The sequence below is a fragment of the Pseudomonas sp. GL_103 genome (assembly GCF_057835175.1).
On the sequence record NZ_CM174420.1, the window covers coordinates 4626735 to 4651772 of the forward strand.

At 51.9% G+C, this 25038-nt stretch carries 20 protein-coding genes; 3 read left to right on the plus strand and 17 right to left on the minus strand.

The annotated features are described in order from the left end of the window. Positions 1-218 precede the first annotated feature (218 nt). Both AC3IP0_RS20690 and AC3IP0_RS20695 read left to right on the plus strand, forming a co-directional pair. Complete coding sequence (locus tag AC3IP0_RS20690; RefSeq protein ID WP_489325754.1) at positions 219-716, plus strand: hypothetical protein; 498 nt, start codon at positions 219-221, stop codon at positions 714-716. Then, positions 713-1084, plus strand: coding sequence for a hypothetical protein (locus tag AC3IP0_RS20695; protein ID WP_489325755.1), 372 nt, complete (start codon positions 713-715; stop codon positions 1082-1084). The genes AC3IP0_RS20690 and AC3IP0_RS20695 overlap by 4 nt, the downstream gene beginning before the upstream one ends. Positions 1085-1305: 221 nt before the next feature. Here AC3IP0_RS20695 and AC3IP0_RS20700 read toward each other — a convergent pair whose 3' ends face one another. Genes AC3IP0_RS20700 through AC3IP0_RS20710 form a run of 3 tightly spaced genes read right to left on the minus strand, consistent with a single transcriptional unit; the run spans position 1306 to position 5790 of the window. Further along, complete coding sequence (locus tag AC3IP0_RS20700; RefSeq protein ID WP_489327821.1) at positions 1306-2676, minus strand: TolC family outer membrane protein; 1371 nt, start codon at positions 2674-2676, stop codon at positions 1306-1308. A 35-nt stretch (positions 2677-2711) separates the two neighbouring features. After that, positions 2712-4034 carry an HlyD family type I secretion periplasmic adaptor subunit gene (locus tag AC3IP0_RS20705; protein WP_489325756.1) on the minus strand — a complete coding sequence of 441 codons (1323 nt, stop codon included), beginning with the start codon at positions 4032-4034 and terminating at the stop codon, positions 2712-2714. Between the two features lie 13 nt (positions 4035-4047). Continuing rightward, positions 4048-5790, minus strand: a complete 1743-nt coding sequence (locus AC3IP0_RS20710; RefSeq protein WP_489327822.1) for a type I secretion system permease/ATPase — start codon at positions 5788-5790, stop codon at positions 4048-4050. Between the two features lie 289 nt (positions 5791-6079). Here AC3IP0_RS20710 and AC3IP0_RS20715 point away from each other — a divergent pair, with 289 nt between their 5' ends. After that, on the plus strand, positions 6080-7846 hold the full coding sequence (locus AC3IP0_RS20715) for a calcium-binding protein (RefSeq protein ID WP_489325758.1): 1767 nt from the start codon (positions 6080-6082) through the stop codon (positions 7844-7846). A 116-nt stretch (positions 7847-7962) separates the two neighbouring features. Here the strand turns inward: AC3IP0_RS20715 and AC3IP0_RS20720 are convergent, their stop codons facing one another. The 14 genes from AC3IP0_RS20720 to tviB all read right to left on the minus strand — a co-directional run bounded on the left by AC3IP0_RS20720 (position 7963) and on the right by tviB (position 24916). After that, on the minus strand, positions 7963-8298 hold the full coding sequence (locus AC3IP0_RS20720) for a ComEA family DNA-binding protein (RefSeq protein WP_489325759.1): 336 nt from the start codon (positions 8296-8298) through the stop codon (positions 7963-7965). Positions 8299-8410: 112 nt separating this feature from the next. Beyond that, the gene (locus tag AC3IP0_RS20725) at positions 8411-10405 is read right to left on the minus strand and encodes a polysaccharide biosynthesis protein (RefSeq protein WP_489325760.1); all 1995 of its coding nucleotides are present in this window, start codon (positions 10403-10405) and stop codon (positions 8411-8413) included. A gap of 103 nt (positions 10406-10508) precedes the next feature. Then, positions 10509-11534: an MraY family glycosyltransferase gene (locus AC3IP0_RS20730; RefSeq protein WP_489325761.1), complete on the minus strand. Its 1026-nt coding sequence runs from the start codon at positions 11532-11534 to the stop codon at positions 10509-10511. Between the two features lie 64 nt (positions 11535-11598). Further along, on the minus strand, positions 11599-12561 hold the full coding sequence (locus AC3IP0_RS20735; protein ID WP_489325762.1) for a UDP-glucose 4-epimerase family protein: 963 nt from the start codon (positions 12559-12561) through the stop codon (positions 11599-11601). Positions 12562-12581: 20 nt separating this feature from the next. Beyond that, positions 12582-13709, minus strand: a complete 1128-nt coding sequence (wecB, locus tag AC3IP0_RS20740) for a non-hydrolyzing UDP-N-acetylglucosamine 2-epimerase (RefSeq protein ID WP_489316823.1) — start codon at positions 13707-13709, stop codon at positions 12582-12584. Next, positions 13702-14712, minus strand: a complete 1011-nt coding sequence (locus AC3IP0_RS20745) for a polysaccharide biosynthesis protein (RefSeq protein ID WP_489316824.1) — start codon at positions 14710-14712, stop codon at positions 13702-13704. The genes wecB and AC3IP0_RS20745 overlap by 8 nt, the downstream gene beginning before the upstream one ends. A gap of 33 nt (positions 14713-14745) precedes the next feature. Next, on the minus strand, positions 14746-15603 hold the full coding sequence (locus AC3IP0_RS20750; protein ID WP_489316825.1) for a dTDP-4-dehydrorhamnose reductase family protein: 858 nt from the start codon (positions 15601-15603) through the stop codon (positions 14746-14748). After that, the gene (locus AC3IP0_RS20755) at positions 15600-16844 is read right to left on the minus strand and encodes a glycosyltransferase family 4 protein (protein ID WP_489325764.1); all 1245 of its coding nucleotides are present in this window, start codon (positions 16842-16844) and stop codon (positions 15600-15602) included. Before AC3IP0_RS20755 ends, AC3IP0_RS20750 begins: the two co-directional genes overlap by 4 nt. Before the next feature lie 3 nt (positions 16845-16847). Continuing rightward, positions 16848-17987: a glycosyltransferase family 4 protein gene (locus AC3IP0_RS20760; protein WP_489325766.1), complete on the minus strand. Its 1140-nt coding sequence runs from the start codon at positions 17985-17987 to the stop codon at positions 16848-16850. Between the two features lie 24 nt (positions 17988-18011). Then, on the minus strand, positions 18012-19937 hold the full coding sequence (asnB, locus tag AC3IP0_RS20765) for an asparagine synthase (glutamine-hydrolyzing) (protein ID WP_489325768.1): 1926 nt from the start codon (positions 19935-19937) through the stop codon (positions 18012-18014). 34 nt (positions 19938-19971) lie between these two features. Next, entirely contained in the window at positions 19972-21183 is a 1212-nt protein-coding gene (locus AC3IP0_RS20770; RefSeq protein ID WP_489325770.1) for a hypothetical protein, read from the minus strand. A gap of 115 nt (positions 21184-21298) precedes the next feature. Then, entirely contained in the window at positions 21299-22522 is a 1224-nt protein-coding gene (locus AC3IP0_RS20775; protein WP_489325772.1) for an oligosaccharide flippase family protein, read from the minus strand. Between the two features lie 5 nt (positions 22523-22527). Then, positions 22528-23577: an NAD-dependent epimerase/dehydratase family protein gene (locus AC3IP0_RS20780; RefSeq protein ID WP_489325774.1), complete on the minus strand. Its 1050-nt coding sequence runs from the start codon at positions 23575-23577 to the stop codon at positions 22528-22530. 61 nt (positions 23578-23638) lie between these two features. Then, on the minus strand, positions 23639-24916 hold the full coding sequence (gene tviB / locus AC3IP0_RS20785) for a Vi polysaccharide biosynthesis UDP-N-acetylglucosamine C-6 dehydrogenase TviB (RefSeq protein ID WP_489325775.1): 1278 nt from the start codon (positions 24914-24916) through the stop codon (positions 23639-23641). Between the last annotated feature and the right edge of the window lie 122 nt (positions 24917-25038).

A 25038-nucleotide genomic window follows, 5' to 3' on the forward strand; every position in this document is an offset into this window, starting at 1 on the left:
TGAGAGTAGCCCCAGAATGAACATGAAACCGCGCCGAGCCTATGGGATGGAGCGAACGGTATTGCGAGCCGACCGATAAATGGCGGGGCGGATGAACTGAATGAGTCCGGACTTAACAAACTCCAGCCAAAAGAAGCACTGAACAACATTGGCTCATCAATGCAGTCTTATGATGTCCGCCTGAAGTTCTTCCAGGCCAATCCGAGTACTTTGCGCCATTGCAGGCGCTTGGGCAATCCATTGAAAACACACTTGAGAAGTTAAACGAAAGAGTATTTTCGCTTGAAAAAATGTTCCTAAAAAGCTCCAGCCTTCTTTCGGAAGCCGTTGACCTTAGCCTCAGATATCCTCAGGGTGTAGATGGCGCAGGCATCTTGAGAGACTTTACCGACTTCGTTGTCAAAGGCGAAAAGGAAAAAGTTACTTCAAACTTGAAAACATTGATTGCCAACCGCATCGACCAGGCTGAAAAGAAGCTGGAGTCAAAAAAGTCCGCTTATGAGGCAGAGAAAGACTCCAAAATTTCCCACTTGCTGGAAAAAGACCAGCTAAAAAAGCAAGTACTTCAAGACGAACTCAAAGCACTGCGTCAACAACTGCAAAACCGCATCAAAGAACTTGATGAAGCCATCGTCATCGCCAAGAAACTCGGAACTGTAAACCCACCACTCCCTCGGCGCTGGGAGATTGAGAGCAAGTACATCAAGGCAACATGATCCGCACGAAAGTCAACAATCAGAAAATACCCCTGTACTTCCTGGGACAGGCAGCACTGGAAGCAGAGCGTGCCACCTTGGTAGCTCGTCATTCCGATGACTTCACCGAGCCGCGCATTGATGAGATTCAAAAAGAACTCAGCCTGCTGGCTACCAACCGCGAAGTAGTACTTCTCAAAGAGCGGAATCATCCTGAGTTGTTTCTCAAGGACTTCGCGGACATCAGCGGTGAGTTGACTCACCTGAAGCAACTGAATGTAAACTTCGATCAATTAAAACTGGTCAATTTTGATAAAGATGCGACGGAACCTCAAGCGCCCATAAAACCGAAGAACGCCCTGATCGTTGGATTTTTCCTGATCTTTTGATTCATGCTCGGCCTGGGTGTCGCCATCATTCGTCGCGCCGTTCTGTCACTGCATTCATCTCGTCGTTAATTGTCGAGGGCTGCGCTTGCTCTTCAAGCGCAGTCTGACTTGACCAATGGCTTTAGTGCCGACCTGTATCCCCCTCAAAAAACAAAAATCGTTTTTTTGGGGGATACAGCTTGTCAATCCCGCTACGCAAAAAACGCTTAACGGACGACAACTTATTCCCGCAGCGTCTCTGGTGAAGTGATCGCTTGATCATTTCCACTCAACCAGAGATTGACGCTTTCGACACTTTCTCCCGACAACTTTCCGGCCCAGCGATTCAGGATAAAAAGGTTGGTTATAAAGTCGTACTGAGTCTTGAGCAGATCGTGACGTGCTTTGAATTCGTTCTGCACAGCGGTCAAAACATCCACGGCATTAACCACACCATAGGTAAATGCCTTTTCAGCCGCAATGCGCGATTGCTCGGCCGAGGCCAGTGCATTGCGGTTGGCGTGGATCTTTTCCACGCTTGAGTCTGCAGTCAAATACGCGTTTGTCGTTTCCTTGACCACCTGGCGACGTGTCGCAACCAATTGTTGTTCTGCGGTGAGCTGATCCTGATACAGCTGCCTTACCCGCGCGGACGTCGTGCCACCGCTATAGATCGGAATCTGTACTCCCACACCCGCAACATAGCTGTCGGTCTGTGGCGCCAACGAATTGTTGTAGCCTTCGTTGGTCTGCTGCGCACTCAGGTTCAGATTGACCGTGGGATAGTGCCCGCCCTTACCTTCGCGCAGGGCAGCCTCTGCTGCTTCCTGTGCATTTTCACTGGCCTTGATCGCCGGATTGTCGGCGATCGCCAAATTGACCCAACTCTCCAGGCTTTCGGCGGACACCTTCAATTCGACGTCATTACGCACACGACTCAGTTTCTCTTTGACCGGTCGTCCGATAATTTCCGACAACGCAACACGGCTCAGGCTGGACTGGTTACGCGCCTCGACTTCCTGGGCAGCCAGCGAATCGACTCGGGCCTGAAGATCCAGCAAATCGGTAACCATCGCCAACTGCTTGCTGTAAAGCGCACTGACCCTGTCGAGGTTCTTCTGGGTAGCCCTGCGTTCGGCCCGCACCAATTCAAGTTCATCATCGGCAGCCAGCGCAGCGAAATATCGCTGTGCAAGATCCACCGTGGCCTCGGCCTGAGCCTCTTTTGATTCGGAGTCAGCCTGCTTTGCCAGGCTTTTATAGCGCTGGTAGTTTTCCCAGGCAGCCTTGTTATACAAAGGCTGGGTCAACCCCACTGAATAATTGCGACTGTCATAGGCCTCGTCGATTTGAAGGTTGGACTGTTTGATCCGGTTGAAACCCGCGTTGGCCGTCACCGAGGGCAACAGACTGCCAAACGCCTGGTTTTGCTGCTCGACCCCGGATTGAGCCTTGGAGTAAGAGGAGATCACCCGAGGGTCTTCCAGGCGCGACTCGCGGTACAACTGCATCAAGTCGACCGAGTAACTCTGTTTACTGACCGAAGCTGTTTGCGGCGTAGTGATTGAGGGTCGGGCTATGGGAGCTTCAGCGGCGTGGACAGGCAATGCCATCGAACCCAAAACCAGGCAGGGAAACAGACGCACGATCACTCCTCGATCATTGACTGGGCGATAACGTCACGTGCCGGCTGCATCAAGTATTGCAGCATGGTGCGCTCTCCGGTGTTGATCAATACGTCTGCCGGCATGCCCGCCAACAGCTTGCGATCTCCCAGTTTCCGCGCGCCCTCCCCCGTCACACTGATGCGGGCCAGGTAGTACGGTGCACTGGTTTTCTCGTTGATCAAGCGATCGCCGGATACACTCGTCACTCGACCTTCGATGACCGGTGTCGTGGCCGTGTTAAAGGCGCTGAAGCGAATGTCCGCCAACTTGCCTATAGCGATTCGGTCGATGTCATTGGGCGAGACCTGCGCCTCGACCACCAGATCGGAAACGGATGGAACGATATCCAGCAAGGGCGTTGCGGGTCGCACAACGCCACCGATGGTGTGAACCGTCATGCCAATCACCATCCCGTCTTCCGGAGCGCGAATAACCACCCTGCTCAGACGATCCTCCAGCGCCGAGGCTTTTTCCTGCAGGTCGTAGGCCCTGGTCTGGGTCTCTGCCAACTGCCTGGTAACGTCGGCGTTGAAGTCCTTGTCGATCTGCAGGATCTGCAGCTGGGTTTCGTTGATCTGCAACCTGGTCTTGATGTTTGTCGAGCGGTGTTCCGCCACCTCAGACTTGAGCAAGTCCAACTTGCGCGCCTGTTCCAGCATCCGCTGTTTGTCGACAAAACCCTGGGCCAGCAACTCTTTCAACTCAGCAATTTCGCCGTTGTAGGATTCCTGCAAGCTGGTCTTGGTACCGATCATGGTGTCGGTTCCCTTGATTTGCTGATTCAGCTGGCCAATACGTTCTTGCAGGACCGAGACTTGCCCAAGTCGCGAGCTACGCCGCGCGTTGAACACCTGAGTCTCGCCGTAACGCGCCTCAGAATTGCGCCGACTGTCGGAATTGATATCGTTCGGAAAGGCAATCGTCGGAAGGTTATCCCGCTCAGCGAGTAAGCGCGCTTCCATCGTCCTGGCAGCGATCAGCTGGCTACGGGTCATCTCGTATTCGGAGCGCAGTTGAGCGTCATCAAGCACGATGATCGGGTCGCCCTTCTTAACGACATCGCCATCATGGGCAAGCAGGTCCTTGACGATGCCGCCCTCCAGATGCTGCACCGTCTTGCGATACGTTTGCACGGTAACGACGCCCGGTGCGTAGGCCGCACCGTCGAGTGGAGCAAAGGTCGCCCACCCACCGAACAGGCCGAACGTCACCAACACAATGAAAAAACCTGTTCGGCGTACAGATATGTCGGACGTGGGCAGATCTGCGAAAGTATCGGCAGGAGTAGTGAGCGTGCGGTTCATCGATGGTTTCCTGTCAAACGTCGGCCGACGCGACGTCTGTGCCGGCTCGGGCAGCCGGCTTTTGCTGGGCGGCCAATTGTGGCGCATTGAGTTGCGCGAGGACCTGATCCCGCGGGCCATACAGGCTGATGGTGCCGGCCTTCATCACCAGCAAGCGGTCGAGTTGGGCCAGGATCGAGGTCCGGTGGGCGATGACGAAGACCGTCGCCCCCGTGAGTTTCAACTGTTGCAGCGCCAACGCCAGCGCACGTTCGCCGATCTCGTCCAGGTGAGCATTCGGCTCATCCAGAACGATAAGCCGCGGGCTGCCATATAGTGCCCGGGCCAGCCCGATACGCTGACGTTGCCCACCCGACAGATTGATGCCCCCCTCGCCAATGACCGTATCGTAGCCATTGGGTAGCATCAGAATCATTTCGTGGACACTGGCGGTCCTGGCTGCCAGCACCACTTTGTCCGGATCAACGACACCAAAACGCGCGATGTTGTCGCTGATAGTGCCTTCGAACAATTCAATGTCTTGCGGCAAATACCCGAGGTGCGATCCCAATTGGCTTTTGTCCCAATTGGCAATATCGGCGGTATCCAGACGAACGACCCCATGCTGTGGCTTCCACACACCCATCAAGGCCTTGCCAAGCGTCGACTTGCCCGAGGCGCTTGGGCCGACAACACCGATCATCGCGCCTGCCGGCGCGTTGAAACCGATGCCTTTGATGATCGGGGTCCTTGATCCCGGAGCACCCAGCGTGAGGTTCTCTACCGTCACATGGCCGATTGGGGCGGGCAATTGCATCCGCTCAGGCTCGGCACTTTGTTGGTCGAGAACGCTGTTCAGACGCGCATATTGTGAACGGGCAGCGATGAATCCTTTCCAACTGCCGATCATCAAGTCCAGAGGCGCCAACGCTCGACCCAACAGCACGGAACCTGCGATCACCAGCCCGGGGCTAATCTCATGGCTGACCGCCAGATAAGCGCCAAGGCCAAGAATCAGTGATTGAACGAGCAAACGGAAAGTCTTTGATATCGATGTGATGATCCCGCTGCGATCGCTGGCTCGGGACTGCAACAGCAGCACATTCTTTTGACGCAGACTCCAGCGTGACATGAGGGAGTCAAGCATGCCCATGGACTCGATCACTTCGGCATTGCGCAAATTCTTGGTGGTATGCAGTGTTGCACCAATGCTCTGCTTGTTGGCCTCAGCCAGAATTTTGCCCGTGGATAGCTCATTGATACTGGCCAGCGCCAGCAAGATCACCGCACAACCGATTGCCGTCCAGCCGTACCAGGGGTGAAACAGGAACAGCACCGCCACATAAATCGGCAGCCATGGCGCGTCAAAAAACGCGAACAGACCGTTTCCGGACATGAACTGGCGCAGCCCGGTCAGGTCGCTGAGCGACTGGGCCGACGCATCCATGCCACCGCTGTCCAAGGCCCGTTTGAAACTGGCCCTGTAGACATCGCAGCCAAGCAACACGTCGAGCCTGGTGCTGACACGAACCATGATCCGCGAGCGTACCCACTCCAGCAGGCCCATCGTCACGAGCAGGAAGGTCAGGATAATGGTCAACATGGCCAGCGTCGTCAGGCTACCGCCCGTGACTACCCGCCCATAGACCTGAAGCATGTAGAAGGTCGGGACCAACATCAGCGCGTTGATGAACAGACTAAAAAAACCCACCGACATGAAACTGTTCCTGCAGGCCCTCAGGGCTACTTGCAAGCTGTTTTCGGGTGTACTGCGTATCATCTCGGGACTGACAACCTGGTGTATTGATCGGGTATTGCGGGGCGCGCGAGTGTACCACCTGAGCACCGTTTGCAGCATGAAATCGCCAGTACCCTGGCTTTGCAAGGCAACCGACGAGCAGTGCTGGTCGTAACTCACTGAGGATTGGTAATTCCGCTATAGTTGATAATGATTCTTTAACACACCGACCAAAGGACTGTAACATATGTGAAATTTTGGCCAGCAACGCCGTTTGCAGAACGATTCGGATATCGGGAGCGGCCACCCAATCAGTACGGAGTCACTTTTGATCAATTATTTTTCTTTACTCGCCGATATCGTCCGGGAAGAAGCGGCTGCAACCGGCATGTTGCTTCAAGACGTCGCCCGCGAACTATTGGCCACCAATACAACTCACTCGGATGGTACCTGGTGGGCTACCCACGGCAATGACCCCTTCTATACCGCCGAGCAAATTTATAAAACCGTCACAGGCGACCCTACCGCCGAACGCGCAGAACTACTGTGCGGCAACATGGTTAACGTGTTCAGCGGCCTCTGCGCAGAGCTAGGCCTGCAAAAACGCAGCATCTGGACGTATTCAGACTCCCAGGGTTTCTTTCAGGGACATACGTACCTGGAAATTTTCAATACCACAACCAACAAGTGGGAAATTCAGGACGCGGACTATAACGTCTATTACACCGATGTTCGCACGGGTGAACGCGTCGGTGTCATGGACATGATGAACGCAGACGATGTTGAAAGTTTTATCCCTAACAATGCAAATGAAACCGGATGGATAGAAACAGGCGCAGATGCCTTGCGCCTGGCCAATCTCTATGCGGCCCAAATGATTACTTCGGAGCATAAGCTCTATACCAGTAATGACAGTCTGAGTGATACCTTACTGGACAGCATTTCCAATTCGCTTAGTGGAGTTTTTGACTATACGGTAGACAGCGCTATTAGCGATCTAACCCTCACGCACCTTACAGATAGCGACGCCATCACTAACAACGGGAGAGCCACGATCACCGGAACTTCGGGCACGGACTTCATCTCATATGATGGCAGTTCAATCAGCCCGGTTTTTGCCACGCTGGCCGGTGGAGCGGGCAATGACACGCTCGCGCTACGTCTTTCCGGCGGTCAACTGTACGGTAATGAGGGCAATGATGTCCTGATTGGCGGGCAGCGTTCAGATCTCCTGGTCGGTGGTACAGGTGATGACTACATGTCTGGCGGAGGAGGTGCAGACCAGTATGCGTTTTCGAAGGGCGAAGGTTTTAACGACACCATCGACAGTTTCGGTGTAGCTGCCGATCAACTTGTTTTCCTCGGCGTTAGCGGGACCGGCGGTGCAGGCCGTACGCAAATTTCGGAAAAAGAGTTCAATTTCAGGATTGACCAGAAGCTGACCTCGGACGGCGTCTATCTTCGCTATGACACCGATGGCGATGCACGTTTGGATGGCGGAATGTTGATCGAAGGCCGTACGACGCTGCTCACCACCAACGACGCTACTTTTATTTTCAACGCCGACCCGCTCAAAGGCTTCAACACAACTGCTGTCGCAGGCAATCCTGGTTCCGGGTACGCCGATAAAATCTACGGTGGCACTGCGGCAGACAAAATCCTCTACCTCGGCACGCGGGGCGCAGAACTGGCTGGCAGCGCCAACGGAGTAAACAGCGGCAATGACGTCATCCAGTCTCACTCGGATGCAAACTGCTCGCTGTACGGTCAAGATGGTAACGACGTGTTGGCTGGAGGAAACGGCAGCGACTTCATCGTCGGAGGCACTGGTAACGACCTGTTGATTGGCGGAAAAGGGCGAGACGTTTTCGTATTCAACGCGGGCTCAGGCTCGGACAGCATCCAGGATTTCAAACAAGGTGAGGACACCCTGTATACCTATGGCTGGACGACTACCAAGGCAGTGACGCAAACGCTGCAAGACAATGGGCTGGTTGTGACTTTCGACACAGCCGGAGATGGTGCTCACGGTGGCAACATCACGCTACTTGGGCAGACCACCTTGCTGAATGATGCCGACCTGTATTTTGGCTGAACTCGGGTGACCGACAACATCGAACTGTACAAGTACCGACGACTGTCCCACCAGGCATAAGTCTCGCTACAGAAAAAGGCCGATCAATGATCGGCCTTTTTCGTTCAATCACACCCTTAGTTCACCTCGATCCTGTCGCGGTTTCTATCCAGAAGCGCTTTGCCGATACCCTTCACTTCCAGCAATTCGTCAACTGACGCAAACGCGCCATTACTTTCACGATAAGCAACAATTGCTTTCGCTTTGGCCTCGCCCACTCCAGCCAGCTCACGTTGCAGCGTAGGTACATCAGCACTATTGAGATCGACTTTGCCGGATGGCGCCTTGACGGCCACATCCTGCACCAGAGGCGCATTTGTCACCTCAGGTGCCTTGACAGGCGCGGCGATTGCCGTAAGAGAGGCGCTGGTGAGAAGGGCGAAAACCAAAGAGTGGAAACTACTTGTACGCATAAGTGAAGCTCCATGCCGTCGTTTGAGAAAGCAGCTTTTCCGAAGCTGCTTTCCAAACGTAGGCTATGCCATGGGGCTGTCAAAAATGTGTACGTTACTGCATATGAAACAATCAGGGCTCAAGGCGGCGTTGCTGGTAGATCCAGTCGACAATCTCACCGTCCGGGGTGTAGCCGCTGACAGTGTCGCGCAACAACTGGCGGACGCGCGTATAGTCGTCCTGATCCACCGCGGCGAGCAACTCGGTCAACTTGCCCTTCAGCAAATCCCAGGGCAGGTGATCCTCGTTGGCCGTCATGATCATCGGATGCTGTGTGGCTGCCACGTTGTCACCGATCAGTAGCTCTTCGTAAAGCTTTTCGCCCGGACGCAGCCCGGTGAACTCGATAGCGATGTCACCATGCAGGTTTTTTTCCGAACGAACGCTCAGGCCGGACAAATGGATCATCTTCTCGGCCAGTTCGACGATCCTCACGGGCTCGCCCATGTCCAGGACAAAAACATCCCCCCCCTGCCCCATGGAACCCGCCTGAATCACCAGCTGCGCCGCTTCAGGGATGGTCATGAAGTATCGAGTGATCTTCGGATGCGTGACCGTCAGCGGACCACCTGACTTGATCTGCTTGTGAAACAACGGAATGACCGACCCCGACGATCCCAGGACGTTACCAAACCGAACCATTGTGAAGCGCGTTTTGTTCACACGCGAGACATTGCTCGTATCACCGAACAATACCGGAGCCAACTCACGACTCAGCGCTTGCAGTGTCAACTCGGCAAGGCGCTTGGTACTGCCCATGACATTGGTAGGTCGCACGGCCTTGTCGGTGGAAATCAGGACGAAGTTGGCCACTCCTGCCTGGAGCGCGGCCTGGGCCGTATTAAGCGTGCCTATCACATTATTGAGCACGCCTTCGGCAATGTTGTGTTCGACCATGGGGACATGCTTGTAGGCCGCGGCGTGATACACCGTGTCTACTCGCCAGGTTTTCATGACATCCAGCAACTTCTCCGGGTTACGAACCGACCCAAGAATCGGCAAAAGACGGATGGACAGTGACTCTCGAGCGACCCGCTGTTCCAGTTCGGACAAGATGGAGTAAAGATTGAACTCACTGTGTTCGAACAGTAAAAGCGTCGTCGGGCGCAGCGCCAGAATTTGCCGGCAAAGCTCGGAGCCAATGGATCCCCCGGCGCCCGTGACCAACACAGACTGCCTAGTGATGCAATGTTCGAGCAAATCAGCCTGGGCCGGGACTGCGTCACGCCCGAGCAGGTCGGCGATATCTACTTCCTGGATATCATCAACCTTGACCCGGCCGCTGGCCAGGTCCATGAAACCCGGGACGCTTCGAACGTGTAACGGAAAGCCTTCGAGAAACCCGAGAATCTCGCGACGACGCCCACGGTTGGACGAAGGTATAGCGAGGAGGATTTCCTGAGCGCCAGTGTTGTCGATCATCTGCTGGATATGTTTGGGCTTGTACACCTGCAACCCGGAGATCACCCTGTCGGCGATTCCGCTATCGTCATCGATAAAAGCAACAGGCCGCATGACGCGTCCCATCCGCAATGCAGCAACGAGTTGATTACCCGCCGCCCCTGCGCCGTAGATAGCCACTTTCGGCAAGCCGTCATCCCGGCTGGTGAAGGGCACGTGCTGGGCAGCGCTGAACCAGTCGCCCATAAAGTACTGACGCATGGCCAGGCGCAGCCCGCCGATCATGATCAGACTCAACCACCAATAGTTGAAAATGATCGAGCGAGGAACGACGTTTTGATGGTTGCTGTACCAATACACCACAACCCCAAGTATCAAGGATGACAGTGTCACCGCCTTGATAATGGCAATAAGCGCGTCATTTCCAAAGTAGCGCATGACGGCACGGTACATGCCAAAGCGGATGAAAAGAGGAATGGCGATGACAGGTGCACTGACAAAAAGCCAGACGTGCTGAGTGAACGGGTTGACCAATTCGTCCAACCCAAGACGCACGACAAACGCCATCCACAGGGCAAACCAGACCAACGAAATATCAGTCAGAACCTGCAGAATGCGTTTATGTCGCCTTGGCAGACTTAACAACTTTGCCCGAATCTTATCCATAACCCCTCTAAACACCTCTCGAAGCTCCTAGCATTGATACAGCAACTACAGCTTTAGGTAACTCACTTACCGACAAAGCAATACTCAGAAACCAATGCGTCCATCACGCCTTGCCAGCGATTTCCAACTCGCCTGCGTGAAACTTGAAAGCCAGCAACACCAGAGGCACATAGGCCAGGACCAATCCCGCCACGCCGTCGAGATACTGCATTACGACCAATATAGCCACTGGCACTAACCACAACAAATTGATCGCCGTTATTGCCAGCGTGACCGTCCTATGACTGCCATATTTTCGTGAAGCATACTGGTATCCATGGCTGCGATGGGCCTCATAGACCTTATCCCCTCGCAACAGCCGCCGAATGAGGGTAAAGGTGGCATCAACAATAAAGACGCCCAACAAAATGAGCCAGGCCCAGAGGAACAGTGGGTTCGTCCATGCCGCATAGAGCGACATCACCGCCAACATGATGCCCAGAAAACCACTGCCGGCATCGCCCATGAAGATCTTCGCCGGCGGAAAGTTCCAGACCAGGAAACCCAAGACAGCCATGGCCAGTACAAGCGGAGCAATGGCGAGGTTGCTGTGGCCTGCGACCCAGTAGACCAGGCAAGCACCGACACAGGCGCAAATAGCCTCGACGCTGGCCAAACCATCAATACCATCCATGAAGTTGTAGAGATTGAGCATCCAGACCAGATAGAACGCTGCGATGACATAACCGAACCAGCCGAGACTGAACTCGTGGCCGAACAGATTGATCGGCGCCATCCCTCCAATCCAGAACAATGCCCAGATGGCACCAGCGAAATGCGCAAGCAGGCGCCAACGCGCGGCAATATGCCCATGGTCGTCGAGAAAACCAACGATAGCAATCCAGGCGCCGGCCCCCAGCAGAGCCAGCGCCATCGGCCAGGCGAGGGCATCTGTCCAGACCAGGACAGGCAGAGCAATCAGAAAGCTCAGGACGATAGCCACACCACCACCCCGGGGGGTCGGGACCGTATGTGAACTACGCGCATTAGGAACATCTATCAAGCTGCGTGCCAACGCGTATTTGCGCAATGCACCAGTGCCCAAGAATGAAACACCCACTACCAACGCCAACAACCAAATTGTGTTCAAAGGTCAACTTCCTGAAACAGCCAAAATCAATTCTGCAATTGAACCAACCCGGTCATAAGCCAGCTTAGCGCTGCCTTTCCTTGTAGTAGTTGGCAGCCGACACAAGCGCCTCATCAACGCTGACCGGTGGAGCCCAGCCCAGCATTTCTCGAGTTTTGCTTATATCGACTTGCAACGAACCACACAGTCGTTGCGACAACGCCTGCTTGCCCAGAAGCTGCGCGCCCCGCTCAAGCAACACGCTCGGCACAGGCAACAAGCGTGCAGGTTTACCCAGCGCCCGTGCCATCCGCGTCAACAATTGTGTCGTGGACAAATCTTCCCCGTCGCTAACGAGGAAGGTCTGATTGGCGGCGGCCGGATGACGGATGCAGGTCACGATCAAATCAGAAAGATTTTCGAGCGCGACCAGGCTGCGCCGATTATGGATAGCCCCGAATGGCAAGGGAATGCCCTTGTCCAGCCAACGCATCATGTTCAGAAAGTTGGCTCTAACACCCGGACCGTAAACCAGCACCGGACGGATGATCACTACTTCCATCCCGGTGACGCTCGCAATGTCCCGCAGCCCCTGCTCGGCTTCCATTTTCGAAATGCCGTACGGATCGCCAGGCGCGGGTGTCGCGTCGGCGAAGTAAGGCTGATTGAGCGGCGTGCCTTCGCCATTCACCTTGATCGAACTGATGAACACGAAGCGACGAACACCCAAAGAGGCTGCTTGCCGAGCGAGGCTTAGCGTGCCTTCGACATTCACCTTGCGAAACGCCTCCAGCGGATCTGATTCGGTGTCATTCATGACGTGAACGCGAGCCGCGCCATGAATGACAACCTCCACTTGATCCAGCGCCTGCGACCAATCGGTATCCGCACTGAGCCCTGCGGTTCGAACAGTAGTAACGCGCGAAGGACAGTCAGGCAGGGCGTGCCCACGAATGGCTGCCACTGGTTCCAGATCGTCAGAGGCCGCCAAACGCTCCAATACCGCACGACCAACGAAACCCGTAGCACCCGTCAATAAAACACGCATTTTTCAAACCTCGACGACGCTCAGGATTTCGACCAGACAGTACGATTGATGTAGTCGGTGTAACTCAAAACGACCCGAACTACCTGCTTCGACACAGGACCTGCCTGGTAGTCCCTCACGACCGGGATAACGCGTTGGGTACGATCATGCTGGCTGGTTACCACACGTACGGCATCCAGAACGCCCTCCACTTTGAGGCCACTCATGATGAGGGTGCCTTCATCCATCCCTTCTGGACGCTCGTGCGCATTACGAATGGTAATGGCAGGCAAGTTCAGAAGTGAGGCTTCCTCGGTGATGGTGCCGCTATCGGACAGCACGCAGAACGCCGACATCTGCAACTTGATGTAATCGAGCAGACCGAATGGCTTCGAGAAACGAATCAGAGGGTGGTCCAGCGATTCACCGATCGCTTCCAGACGCTTGCGGGTACGAGGATGCGTGGAAACGATGATGGGGTATTGGTACTTGTCGGCCAGGGCTCGCAGTGTTTTGAGCAAGTCGCGAAGATTCTCCGGCGTATCGACGTTTTCCTCACGGTGAGCGCTGACGATGAAGAACTTGTCCTGCTCCAGGCCTTCTCGCGCCAGCACGTCGGAAGTGAGGATTTTCGGCATGTAATAGTCGAGTACCTCCTCCATGTGCGAACCGGTCTTGATGATGGTTTCAGGACGAATCCCTTCAGCGATCAGGTAACGCCGGGCATGCTCGGTCAGGACCATGTTGATATCGCTGAGGTGATCGAGCACCTTGCGATTCAGCTCTTCAGGGACGCGCTGATCAAAACAGCGGTTGCCGGCTTCCATGTGGAATACCGGAATCTTGCGGCGCTTGGCGGCGATCACGGCCAGACAGGTATTGGTATCGCCGTAGAGCAGAAGCGCATCAGGCTTTTCGGCTTCAAATACTTCATCCGCCTTGGAAATTACTTCGGCAATGCTCTTGGCAGCGGTATCGCCGGCAGCACCCAGGAAGTAATCAGGCTTACGAATTTCAAGATCATCGAAAAAAACCTGATTCAATTCGAAGTCGTAGTTTTGACCCGAGTGAACCAGTACATGATTAACCTGCTTATCAAGCTCGGCAATAACACGGCTCATCTTGATAAGTTCTGGTCGCGTACCAACCAGCGTCATGACCTTAAGCATCAAGTTGCTCCTGAATGTATTCCAGATTCAACAGAACTTTCTTTACGCCTTCTACATCGAGGCGCTCGGTGTTGTGTGAGGTGTAGTCGTCGAGATCGGAAATCTCCTGTTCGCCCTCAACAAAAAACTTCTTGTAGTTAAGGTCGCGATTGTCCGAAGGAATACGGTAGTAGCGCCCCATGTCTTCGGCTTTGGCCATTTCTTCACGGGAGATCAGCGACTCGTAGAGTTTTTCGCCGTGACGGGTACCAATGACCTTGATGGCATTGTCACGAGCGAACAGTTCCTTGAGCGCTTGCGCCAGGTCCGCCACTGTCGAGGCAGGTGCTTTCTGGACGAAAATATCACCTTGCTCGGCATGCTCGAACGCGTGCAGAACCAGGTCAACAGAATCCTCGAGCGACATCAGGAAGCGTGTCATGTTCGGGTCGGTGACGGTCAGCGGCTCACCGCTCTGCAGTTGATTGATGAACAACGGGATCACCGAACCACGGGATGCCATGACGTTACCGTAGCGCGTTGCGCAAATCACCGGACCTGTCGCCGGAATCATCCGCGACTTGGCAACCATCAGCTTCTCAGCCATGGCTTTGGAAATACCCATCGCATTGATCGGATAAACAGCCTTGTCGGTGCTGAGCACGACAACGCGCTGCACTCCCGAAGCAATGGCCGCATTCAACACGTTTTCGGTACCCATGACATTGGTACGCACGGCTTCCATCGGGTAGAACTCGCAGGAAGGCACCTGCTTCAGGGCTGCGGCGTGGAAAATGTAATCCACCCCCACCATAGCCTGATCAAGGCTATCGCGATCACGGACGTCACCGATATAGAACTTCACTTTGTCATTCGACAAGGCAATGCGCATATCTTCCTGTTTTTTCTCGTCACGGCTGAATACGCGAATTTCCTTTACATCGGTATCCAGGAAACGCTTCAACACCGTATGGCCAAACGAGCCCGTGCCGCCCGTGATCATCAAAACTTTATTATCGAACATAAAGACCTTCCCAAACCTGATTGAATTTAATGATCAACGCAACGCGCGCATCGATTTAACCAATTCCAACCATGTAGGTGGAACGTAACCGGTTGCAGCCTGAAACTTCGAGGAGTCCAGTGAGCGATCTATGGAAACTTGACTATCGGCGATGATATCGATTTTCTTTTCGTAAACTTCCGCTACCAGTTTCAGAAGCGACAGCTTGTCAATCGGCGCCACTGACACATGATAAAGGCCGTTGAGCTCTGGATTCGGGATCACGTAGTCGCGAATGACACGCGCCAATTCTACGGTAGGAAGCCCAGAAAAAATGGCCTTCTCATAACCCTTGACCGGCCCGTTCTGGGACAGGAACCAGTCCACCAGCGAATACTGGCTCCCCAGTTCGTGACCAATGATCGAGGTCCGCAGAGTGATGGCATTCAGGTCCGTGTGAAGCTCACCGATGTACTTGGACTTACCGTAGAGATCCTCTGCGTCGGAGATATCCTCCTCGGTGTACATGCCTTTACGGCCAGAAAACACGCAATCGGTGCTGATATGAATCAGGCGAGAACCGGACAACGCGCACAATTTGGCGATGCGATGCGGCAACATGGCATTGATAGGGAGCGCGGAAAGGGGGTCCTTGGCATCGGCCAATTGCTTGATCAGCCCGACGCAGTTGATGACGACGTCCGGCTTGACCCGTGCCAGCACCGAAACCAGCGAATCCTGGTCAAGCACGTCGACATTGCTGATCAACGAACTGTGCATGTCCTCAGAAAAGTATCTTGCGCCACCGGGATTGCGCAAAGTGCCCCACACCTCGTAATGCGGGTTTCCATGGAATTGCCTGAACACTGTGCTACCCAGCATTCCGGTGACCCCTAACACGAGAACTTTCATTTTGAGCTACCTTTTAATTCATTGATCCTGCTACTGAGGATTTCGACCAGACGCTGACTTTGCCGCTCCATTTCGAAATGCTCGAGGTAGTACACCCGACCTGCCCGCCCCAACGATTCCCGCTCATCCGAAGTCATGCGAAAGAGCTGCTCAATGCAATTGGCCATACCTTCGGCGTCTTGCGCCGCAGTGGTCAGACCGGCTCCCGCCTCTTGAATGACGCGCGCGCCCTCCCCGTCCAGCGCGGCGATAATCGGCCTCCCCGCCGCCAGGTAAGCCTGAACTTTACTAGGGATGGTATAGGAGAACGCCTCATCCTGCTTCAACGTCACCAACAATCCCTCGGCACGGCTGAAAAAATGCGGCATTTCAGTGGCTGCAAAGCGTCCGGCGAGGATAAGGTTGTCCAGACCTCGGGATTTCTTCTGGGTTTCGATCCAGCTCGACATACTGCCGCTTCCGACCAAAACAATCCTGAGTTCCGACAAATGGCGAAGCTTGTCAGCTACCTCAACGAGGGTTTCGACCGACTGGGCGGTCCCCAGGTTTCCAGCAAAAACCAGACAGAAATGATTGTCTAGCTCCGCGAGCAAGGGTGCGGGAATCCGGGTCTCCTCGATACTCGGCGGTACGTCCTGATATGAGTTGGGGTAATACACAACCTTGCCAGGATTGGCGTAACGGGCGACCGGCTCTCGAAATGCCCTCGACTGAACAAGAAGCGTATCGACGAAGGCATAAATACCTTTCACCATCCAGCCCACAGCGCGCAATATTGCTTTGTTCTTGATGAACCCGGTCGCACTCAAGCTCTCCGGCCAGAGATCCTGAACCCACACAGCCAGATGATTCTTGAGTTTCCACTTCAAATAAATCGCCGGGATTACCGATGTAATTGGAGATGGCGCAAATACAAAAATCGCATCATAAGCCTCCCCTTTTACTGCACGGGAGTAGTACTTCAAGCCATTCAGGATAAATGACAAATAATTCAACACGAGGTTTTTTGCACCCGAAGCACCACGAGGTCTGAGTGGTGCACGGAAAACACTGACAGTGGACTCGAACTTCTCTTCCTGGGCCCCGGAAGCACTATAGCCGCTAAAGACTACGCCATCCGGGTAATTGGGCTTTCCGGTAAGAACTTTTACGACGTGGCCTTGAGCAGATAAAGTTTTGACCAAATCATTGATAATAAAAGATTCTGGCCAAAAATATTGCGACACCACAAGAACCTTCATTTATCAAACACCTTTTTTCGGGCACGCGGCCAGCGCCAACAACTCTGACCATGTTTTTCTTGAGGTTTGTTCCCAGTCAAACTTATCGCTCTGCGTCACTGCCGCTAAGGACAGTTTCTTCAAAAGATCCGGACTCGTTAACGCCTCAGACAGTACGCGCCCTATATCTTTTGGATCAAACGGAGAAAAATACAGGGCTGCATCTGCTCCGAATTCCGGCATCGGCATTACGTTCGAACATATCATCGGCTGGCCAGAAGCAAGAGCCTCGAGCAGAATATTAGGGCAGTTCTCGCACGATGAAGCAAAGAGATTCAGATAGGCGTGATGATAAAGAGGAGGAAGACTCTGATAGGGAATCGCCCCCAGCAACAGCACTTGCGTTTCGAGGCCTAGCGTTGCAATCAGAGACTTTACCCGCTCGGCTTCGGGCAGGTTTACTTCGCCAACAAGAATCAAGGGAAACTTTTCACGAAGTTCAGTTGGCAAGTTTGCATAAGCGCTAACCACTTCATAATGGTGTTTGTAAACATCAAATCTCGACACGTACAGAACATATTCACCCACTGGCAAAAAATCCGGTCTAGGAACGGCAGCATCACCGTGAGTCCGAAATACCGAGCCAATTCCGTGAGGAATCGTAACTGGATTTTTAATCCTGGTTAGTGATTCAATGACACTTCGCGCGTAATTGGAAATGAATATCGTCAAATCAGCATCGCGCATACTCTTGAGCATAATACGATTCAACAACCAGTTTCTCAGACGCTGCAACCCAAGCGGAATGCTTTTGCGTACTCGCAAGTCAAATGGAATCATGTTCCGAAACATCGTCGCAACCTTGCAACCTGCTGGTACAGAGGTGCCCACTACGCCACCGGGACAAAACAGGACGTCAGCCTTCTCGGCCTTCAAAATACCGGGCAGCACCCACCGCTCCCACACGGCTCTCACAATCGGGTTTTCAGTGGGCCAGGCTGGTTCGACCCGGTTGATCCTCGGGTGATCCGGCAGTTTGAGTGACGCTGGGGCAAAAACCAGAATCTCAAGATCCGCATTGTCAGGCACGAACTGAAAAAGATTAATCAGGTATGTCTGACCTCCACCAAGACGGGCAGAGAGCGCGTTGAAAACTATCTTCATGGAGAACCTCCTGCTCAATCTAAATTAGTGGCTATTTTTATCGAGCCAGGATTGGAACATTAGAATATTCCACAAATGAAGACTCCGATCGTATGTTCCATTCTGATGCTGGAGCCATGCCGAGCGAACTTTCTGACAATCGAAGTAGCCCTCTCTCTTGAGTCGCTCCTCCGTTAACAACTCCTCCGCCCACTCTTTCAGCGGCCCACGCAACCATTGCGCCAGTGGAATAGAGAAGCCCGCCTTCGGCCTATCGAAGAATGAAGTCGGTACGTATCGCTTAAGAAGCTCGCGAAGTGGCCATTTCCCCACACCGTTCTTTATCAGTTGGTCTGACGACAGGGAAAACGCGAGCTCTGCAACTCGATGATCAAGCAATGGAGCGCGGGTTTCCAGGCTTGCGCTCATCGCGCCACGGTCCACTTTAACCAGCAAATCATCAGGCAAATACTGAGAGACGTCCCAGCGACGCATTTCCTCGACGTAATCCACTGCCGACTCCCAGGAAGCAACGCCTTGATGTTGAGCATCGATACCTAGGACCACATTGTCGGTTGACTGCCACTGCGACATCAAACCGGTATACATCTGCGCCAGATTTTCAGAGCCCAACAACTCGGACATTCTGTAGATACGCCGACCATTAACTTTGGCTCGAAGGCTGCCAGGCAAAACCGAACAGACGTTGTCCCAACCTTTGGACGAAAGCGAGCGAAGTGAATAGGCCATGACCTGGCGTACAGGCAACGGCAGTTTTTCTATGCGCGCCCATAGTCCTGCTGTGATCTGATAGCGGGGATATCCGGCAAAAAGCTCATCTCCGCCATCACCGGACAAGGCTACGGATACATGCTGCTTTGTCATCCTGGAGACCAGGATTGTCGGGATTTGAGAGGAGTCAGCAAAGGGCTCGTCGTATATTTCTGGCAGGTGCGGAATTATAGAAACAGCATCGTCGGCGCCCAGATAAAATTCGGTGTGGTTAGTCCCCAGGTGCTTAGCAATAGCTTTAGCGTAAGGTGCCTCATCAAATTCAGGTTCATTAAAGCCGATCGTGTAAGTGTTGATGCTGGTAGAGCTTTGCGACTGCATCAACGAAACTATCAAGCTTGAATCGACGCCGCCCGACAAAAATGCCCCAAGTGGAACATCGGCGATCATCTGCGACTTTACAGCAGCAGACAATCTTTCACCGACAACGTCTACAACTTCCTTATCGCTGGCCTGCGACAGTTCGTCTCTTAATTCGCCAGCCGCCGGTAGCGACCAGTAAGAAACGGGTTCTGGCGCACTGAAAAATGAGCCAACACTCAAGTAATGCGCCGGCTGCAACTTTTTAATACCTTCGTAGATAGATTCCGGAGCCGGAACATAGCCATACCTTACGAACTTCGCTAACGCATGACGATCAATTCTCAGATCGCGGCCAAATGCTGCCTTGATTGCCTTCAATTCAGAGGAGAAGACAAAACGGTCGCCCACAATACCGTAATAGAGTGGTTTCTCCCCCATTCTGTCTCGGGCCAAGGTAACCGTTTTGGAAACTTTATCCCAGACAGCAAAGGCAAACATGCCTACCAGGTTTTCAAGGGTTTTTTGTACACCCCACGCACCGATTGCAGCCAACAACACTTCTGTATCAGAGTGCCCACGCCAAACACGAGTCAAACCTGACTCAATCAGCTTTTCGCGCAACTCATTGAAGTTATATATTTCACCATTGAAAACAATAATAAAGCGCTCGTCATCGGAAATCATCGGCTGACTTCCATGTACCGAAAGTTCCAGGATCGAAAGCCGTCGGTGCCCCAGCGAAACTCCACTATCGGCATCTGACCAAACTGCTCCATCGTCGGGACCACGATGCATCAGCGCATCCACCATTTTGCCAACGGCAACGGCGTTTTGCTGATTCAACTTCCACCCGACAACTCCCGCAATTCCGCACATACCTATTCTCTCAATCCAGTAAAAGTATTTAAGCTCACTTCAAAACCCGAACGAGCTTCATAGTGAGGAATAATCCTAATGCCATCACATAAAAAACCAATGAGTTCAGCAAGTATATTTCACCGTACCAAACCCAGTGCATAACCGAAGCGGCACATAGCATATATAAGAAAATTCGTAAAAAATCATCCTCGCGGCATCGTGAGTCGATCAATCGCAAGAAACAAACACTGATGAATCCGTTCAGAAAAACACCGAATAATCCGAAATTCTCAAAAGCCACGCCAGCAACGTGAATCCCACCGAGTCCGGTAATGTAATACCAGAGGGCCGGATTATCCACCATGATGGGTTTTTCCATTCCGAAAGCCGAATAGAAAGGCGATGGCGCTAGCGAAAGAAACATGTCGAGATAGGTCTGACCGTAACGTAGGTGCTCCCCATCCCAGAAATTGGTTAACTGCTGAACTAGCGGTAAAATTATCGCATTCCAAGAGTTAAACAAAAAATATTGTGCAATATTATCCGACGTCAAGTCCACATCCATTCGACTCATTGAAACAACAACACCACTGACAAGCAGAAAAACCATGAATACAGCAACAAACAATATTGTTTTAAACTTAATAAACTGATTATAGCGAAACATCAACCCAAGAATGGCAGCGACAACCAGTACAACAAAATCCCGATCCCCTGTCATTGCGTTGGCGACACAATAAGAGACTACTAGAGTGACAGACACCAAAAACATCAATCGGGATGGATAGGAAAACGCCAAAGCAATAATCGCAATAATGGAAAAAACCACCACGGACTCAATACCCGCGAACACTTCAAGCATTGCGTCCGCGTTGACAAGCCTGAAGCTAATAAAAAAAACGGACAGCGCAAAAAAAATCACACCTGCTAATTTAAATTCCAACGGAGAAAAAAAAGATTCCCGGTGCGGATACAAACTTCTGGGCGGTACAAAAAGTGAAAGGAGATAGGCAATGAGAGCGCCGGCGACACCAAGGAACCAGACGAGCGAAAGTCGGAATACAAACAAATCATCCAGATAAAAATCGTAGTCCCCAATGGGCCAAAGAGTAACGGTGTCATCCCACAGGCAACTGCCAAGGCCAAGGAAAGGCACCGAATAACAGACGGAGTATAGCGCGACCAGATATTTTTTGGATATCAGACACAGAATGCATTGCGTGAGCAAAATCAGTAAGCACGTTGAAACCAGTAATATAACCATTAACCCTGACCAACAAAAGCAAAGCAACTGAACTGCAAACCAGACTCAATACTGGCCCCATTATTATTTTCAGCCATGCATCCTGTACCAATATAGCTCATACCAAGAATACTTATCATAGAACCAACTTACGGCCACCCAGGACCGCCAGCACAGCAATTTGAACTGCCAGCGCCAACACAAAAGACCTGAAAAGATCTACCGCCAACATATCGCCTTTGAACCCTGCGACAAGCGTGAGTGACAAATAAGCAAACGCATAGACACAACTGCCAAGAAAAACAACTCTGGTCATGTTTTTACTATGCAGTATTTGAGTAACAATTGTAGTCATAAGCCCTATGCCACCCGCCAATACTGCGTAAATCAGAAGATCGTATTTTCTGCAAAAATTACTACCAAGCAGACACAACCAATAGCTCTGTGACAATACTAAAAACACAGGCAAACAAACTGAAATTGCTAGCCCGAGCATCAAGTACAAATTGCTGGAGCTATTTCCGCGCCCTGCCAGCTTTACTATGGCATAGGATGCAAGCGAGCTAGGTAGAACAGTCACCAAAATATAAAAAAGAAAAAATAGATTAAAATAGCCAACCTCAGACACGTTCAAACTTGAGTTGGCAAATATCATCAGGCAAACAATATGAACGGGCGCCCCGAGAAGCATACTACCGGCGATAGTTGGAGCCCCTGAGCGTGAAAGCAGCTCCATCATTTGTTGAAGCGAAGAAGGCTTCCCTCCCTCCTTCCCCTCGTGGCTGAACTTACTTTTCTTTATGGTAAAAAACCCAAATGCTGGGGCGATTAGCGTACAAATTGCGAGGGTTAGAATTACGCCCTCTATCCTCCCCCCAATCTTCGCAATGGAAACTACCAGCAGCAATCCAAGCAGACCATGAACCGCCAGCGCAGCAGCCCACCTCCCTGAGGTATTAAGGGAGAACATCAGCCCGGTTATAGTCAAATTGCAAACACAAGCGAAACCTAGAAAAAATGCTCCGATCAGCAAGTAACCAGAGTTCACTTCGTAAGAAGAAGCAGGCGCCGGAAAAATTAAAAATACGATAACGCAGAGGGCTCCGACAATGATGCCCCCCCACGACATGAGCCCCAAGGAAGTCTTGTAATTTACTTTTTCGGCATTTAGGACCGCATAACGACTCAACGCCACGCTCAGGCACTCTCCTACCACCGTCGCGATACCTGTTACGATCGCGTAATGGTAAGAGAATACCCCGTACAGTTCGACGCCTAAAATTCGCGCCAAACTGAACAACAATGCAAACATGCAAAGTTTGTTTGCAAGGACAGTGATTGCGCAGATTTCCTTAATCACTGGTCTTAACTTCTTGCAAAGAACGAGACATACCAACCTGCCGCTTTCAACATACCTTCACCAACATTGAAAAGCGGCTTGTAGCCCAACAGATTCTTTGCTTTATCAATGTTCGCCTGCGAGTGCCTTACGTCACCAGCGCGAAAATCCCGATAGACCATATCCGAAGTAGACTTGACATCAACGCGAGCCAAAGCATCCTTGATACAGGCAAAAACCTGGTTCAATGTTGTCCTGTCACCAACGGCGACGTTGTAAACATTATTCTTTGCTTCCGGACCGGCACAGGCAGCCAGTATATTGGCTTGAACTGCGTTCTCTACGAAACAAAAGTCCCGACTAGTTTCACCATCACCATTTACGAAAACCTCTTCGTTATTGATCATGGCCGCCGTCCACTTAGGAATCACGGCTGCATAGGCGCCATTAGGATCCTGACGTTTGCCAAAGACGTTAAAATAGCGAAGCCCAATGGTATTGAAACCGTATGTACTGGAAAAAACCTCAGCATACAATTCGTTTACATACTTGGTGACCGCATAAGGGGACAGAGGCTTGCCAATCACACCTTCAACCTTGGGAAGTCCGGGGTGATCGCCGTAGGTAGAACTGGAGGCTGCATAAGTAAAGCTTTTTACTTTCGCATCCTTCGCCGCAACCAACATATTCAGAAAGCCGTCGATATTGGTGCTGTTGGTTGTAATAGGATCATTGATGGAGCGAGGAACAGAGCCTAATGCTGCCTGATGCAAAACGTAGTCCACTGAAATATCCGTGGACGCAGGGAAAGTCATTGCACTCCTGCAATCGTCAATATTTCTGATATCGCCGTTTACCAGTACGAAGCGCGCCCATTGCTCAGGACTCACTACCGATTGCACTTCATCGAGATTACGTTGATGCCCTGTTGCAAAGTTATCAAGACCTACAACCCGCTGATCTAATTGCAGCAGTGTCTCCAATAAATTGGAGCCAATAAATCCGGCCACCCCCGTAACCAACCAAACCTTTGGGGATTGTTGAATTTCAGCTTTAACTTCTTCGAAACGGATCATGTAATTCTCGACTTGGTTTTTTCTGGCAGTAACGAATCAGGGTCCTTACGGACCCTAATATTCAGAGACGCAGATCTGATTGAGAGGCATCCAGCAGGTACTTGAGATCATAGAGAACGTGTTCCGCCTTCCCCAGGCTCCGAATTTGCTCGGCCCCCATCGCAGAGAATTCATTATGTGCGACAGCCAGGATTATACCGTCGTAAGAATTAACCTGTGGCTGGCCGATTGGAGTGATTGAGTACTCGTGCATTGCTTCTGCCGCATCTACCCACGGATCATAAACATCAACAACAATATTGAATTCTGCGAGCTCATTAACAATATCGATGATTTTAGTGTTACGCAGGTCCGGGCAGTTTTCTTTGAACGTCAACCCCATGATCAAGACACGAGCACCATCAACATGAATTTTACGTTTCAGCATCGCCTTGACAAGTTGAGAGACCACATAGGCCCCCATGCTGTCATTCAAACGACGACCCGCTAAAATGATCTCAGGATGATAGCCAATGGACTGAGCTTTATGAGTGAGGTAATAGGGATCTACACCAATGCAGTGACCGCCAACCAGTCCCGGACGGAAAGGCAAGAAGTTCCACTTCGTCCCCGCCGCCTCCAGAACCGCCTGAGTATCGATACCCATCTTATTAAAAATAAGCGCCAACTCATTGATCAGGGCAATGTTCAAATCGCGCTGCGTGTTCTCAATAACCTTTGCTGCCTCAGCAACTTTGATGCTCTTGGCCTTATGAGTTCCGGCGATAATAATTGTGTTATACAGAGCATCGACTAGATCAGCGACCTCAGGAGTGGACCCAGCAGTTACCTTTTTGATAGTAGTAACACGATGCTCTTTATCGCCAGGATTTATACGCTCAGGGCTATAGCCTGCATAAAAATCAACATTGAATTTCAGTCCGGATACTTTTTCCAGCACAGGAACACAGTCTTCCTCAGTAGCGCCAGGATAGACCGTTGACTCATAAATAACGATATCACCCTTTTTCAAAACACGACCAATCGACTCGCTGGCTTTCACCAAAGGAGACAGATCCGGCCTCTTATGTTCATCAATCGGGGTTGGAACGGTAACAATAAATATATTGCATGCAGACAATTCGTCCAGCACAGAGCTAAAACTTAAACCCGATGCAGAGAGCAACTCACAATCAGACACCTCGAGAGTAGCATCATGACCTGCTTTTAGTGCTTCGATTCGACGCTGACTGATATCAAATCCGACCACTTGCATTTTTTTGCCAAACTCAACTGCCAGCGGCAAGCCCACATAACCGAGACCCACTATGGCCAACTTTACATCTTCGAGTTTAAGCATTGTTTTTCCTTGCCATTCATCAATATTAAGTCGTTCATAAAAAGCGCTCAAATACCTGCGTTTTAGAAACGAACATCACGGCTGTGTAAACCATAAATTATACCGAAAGCGTCTAAAGGAGC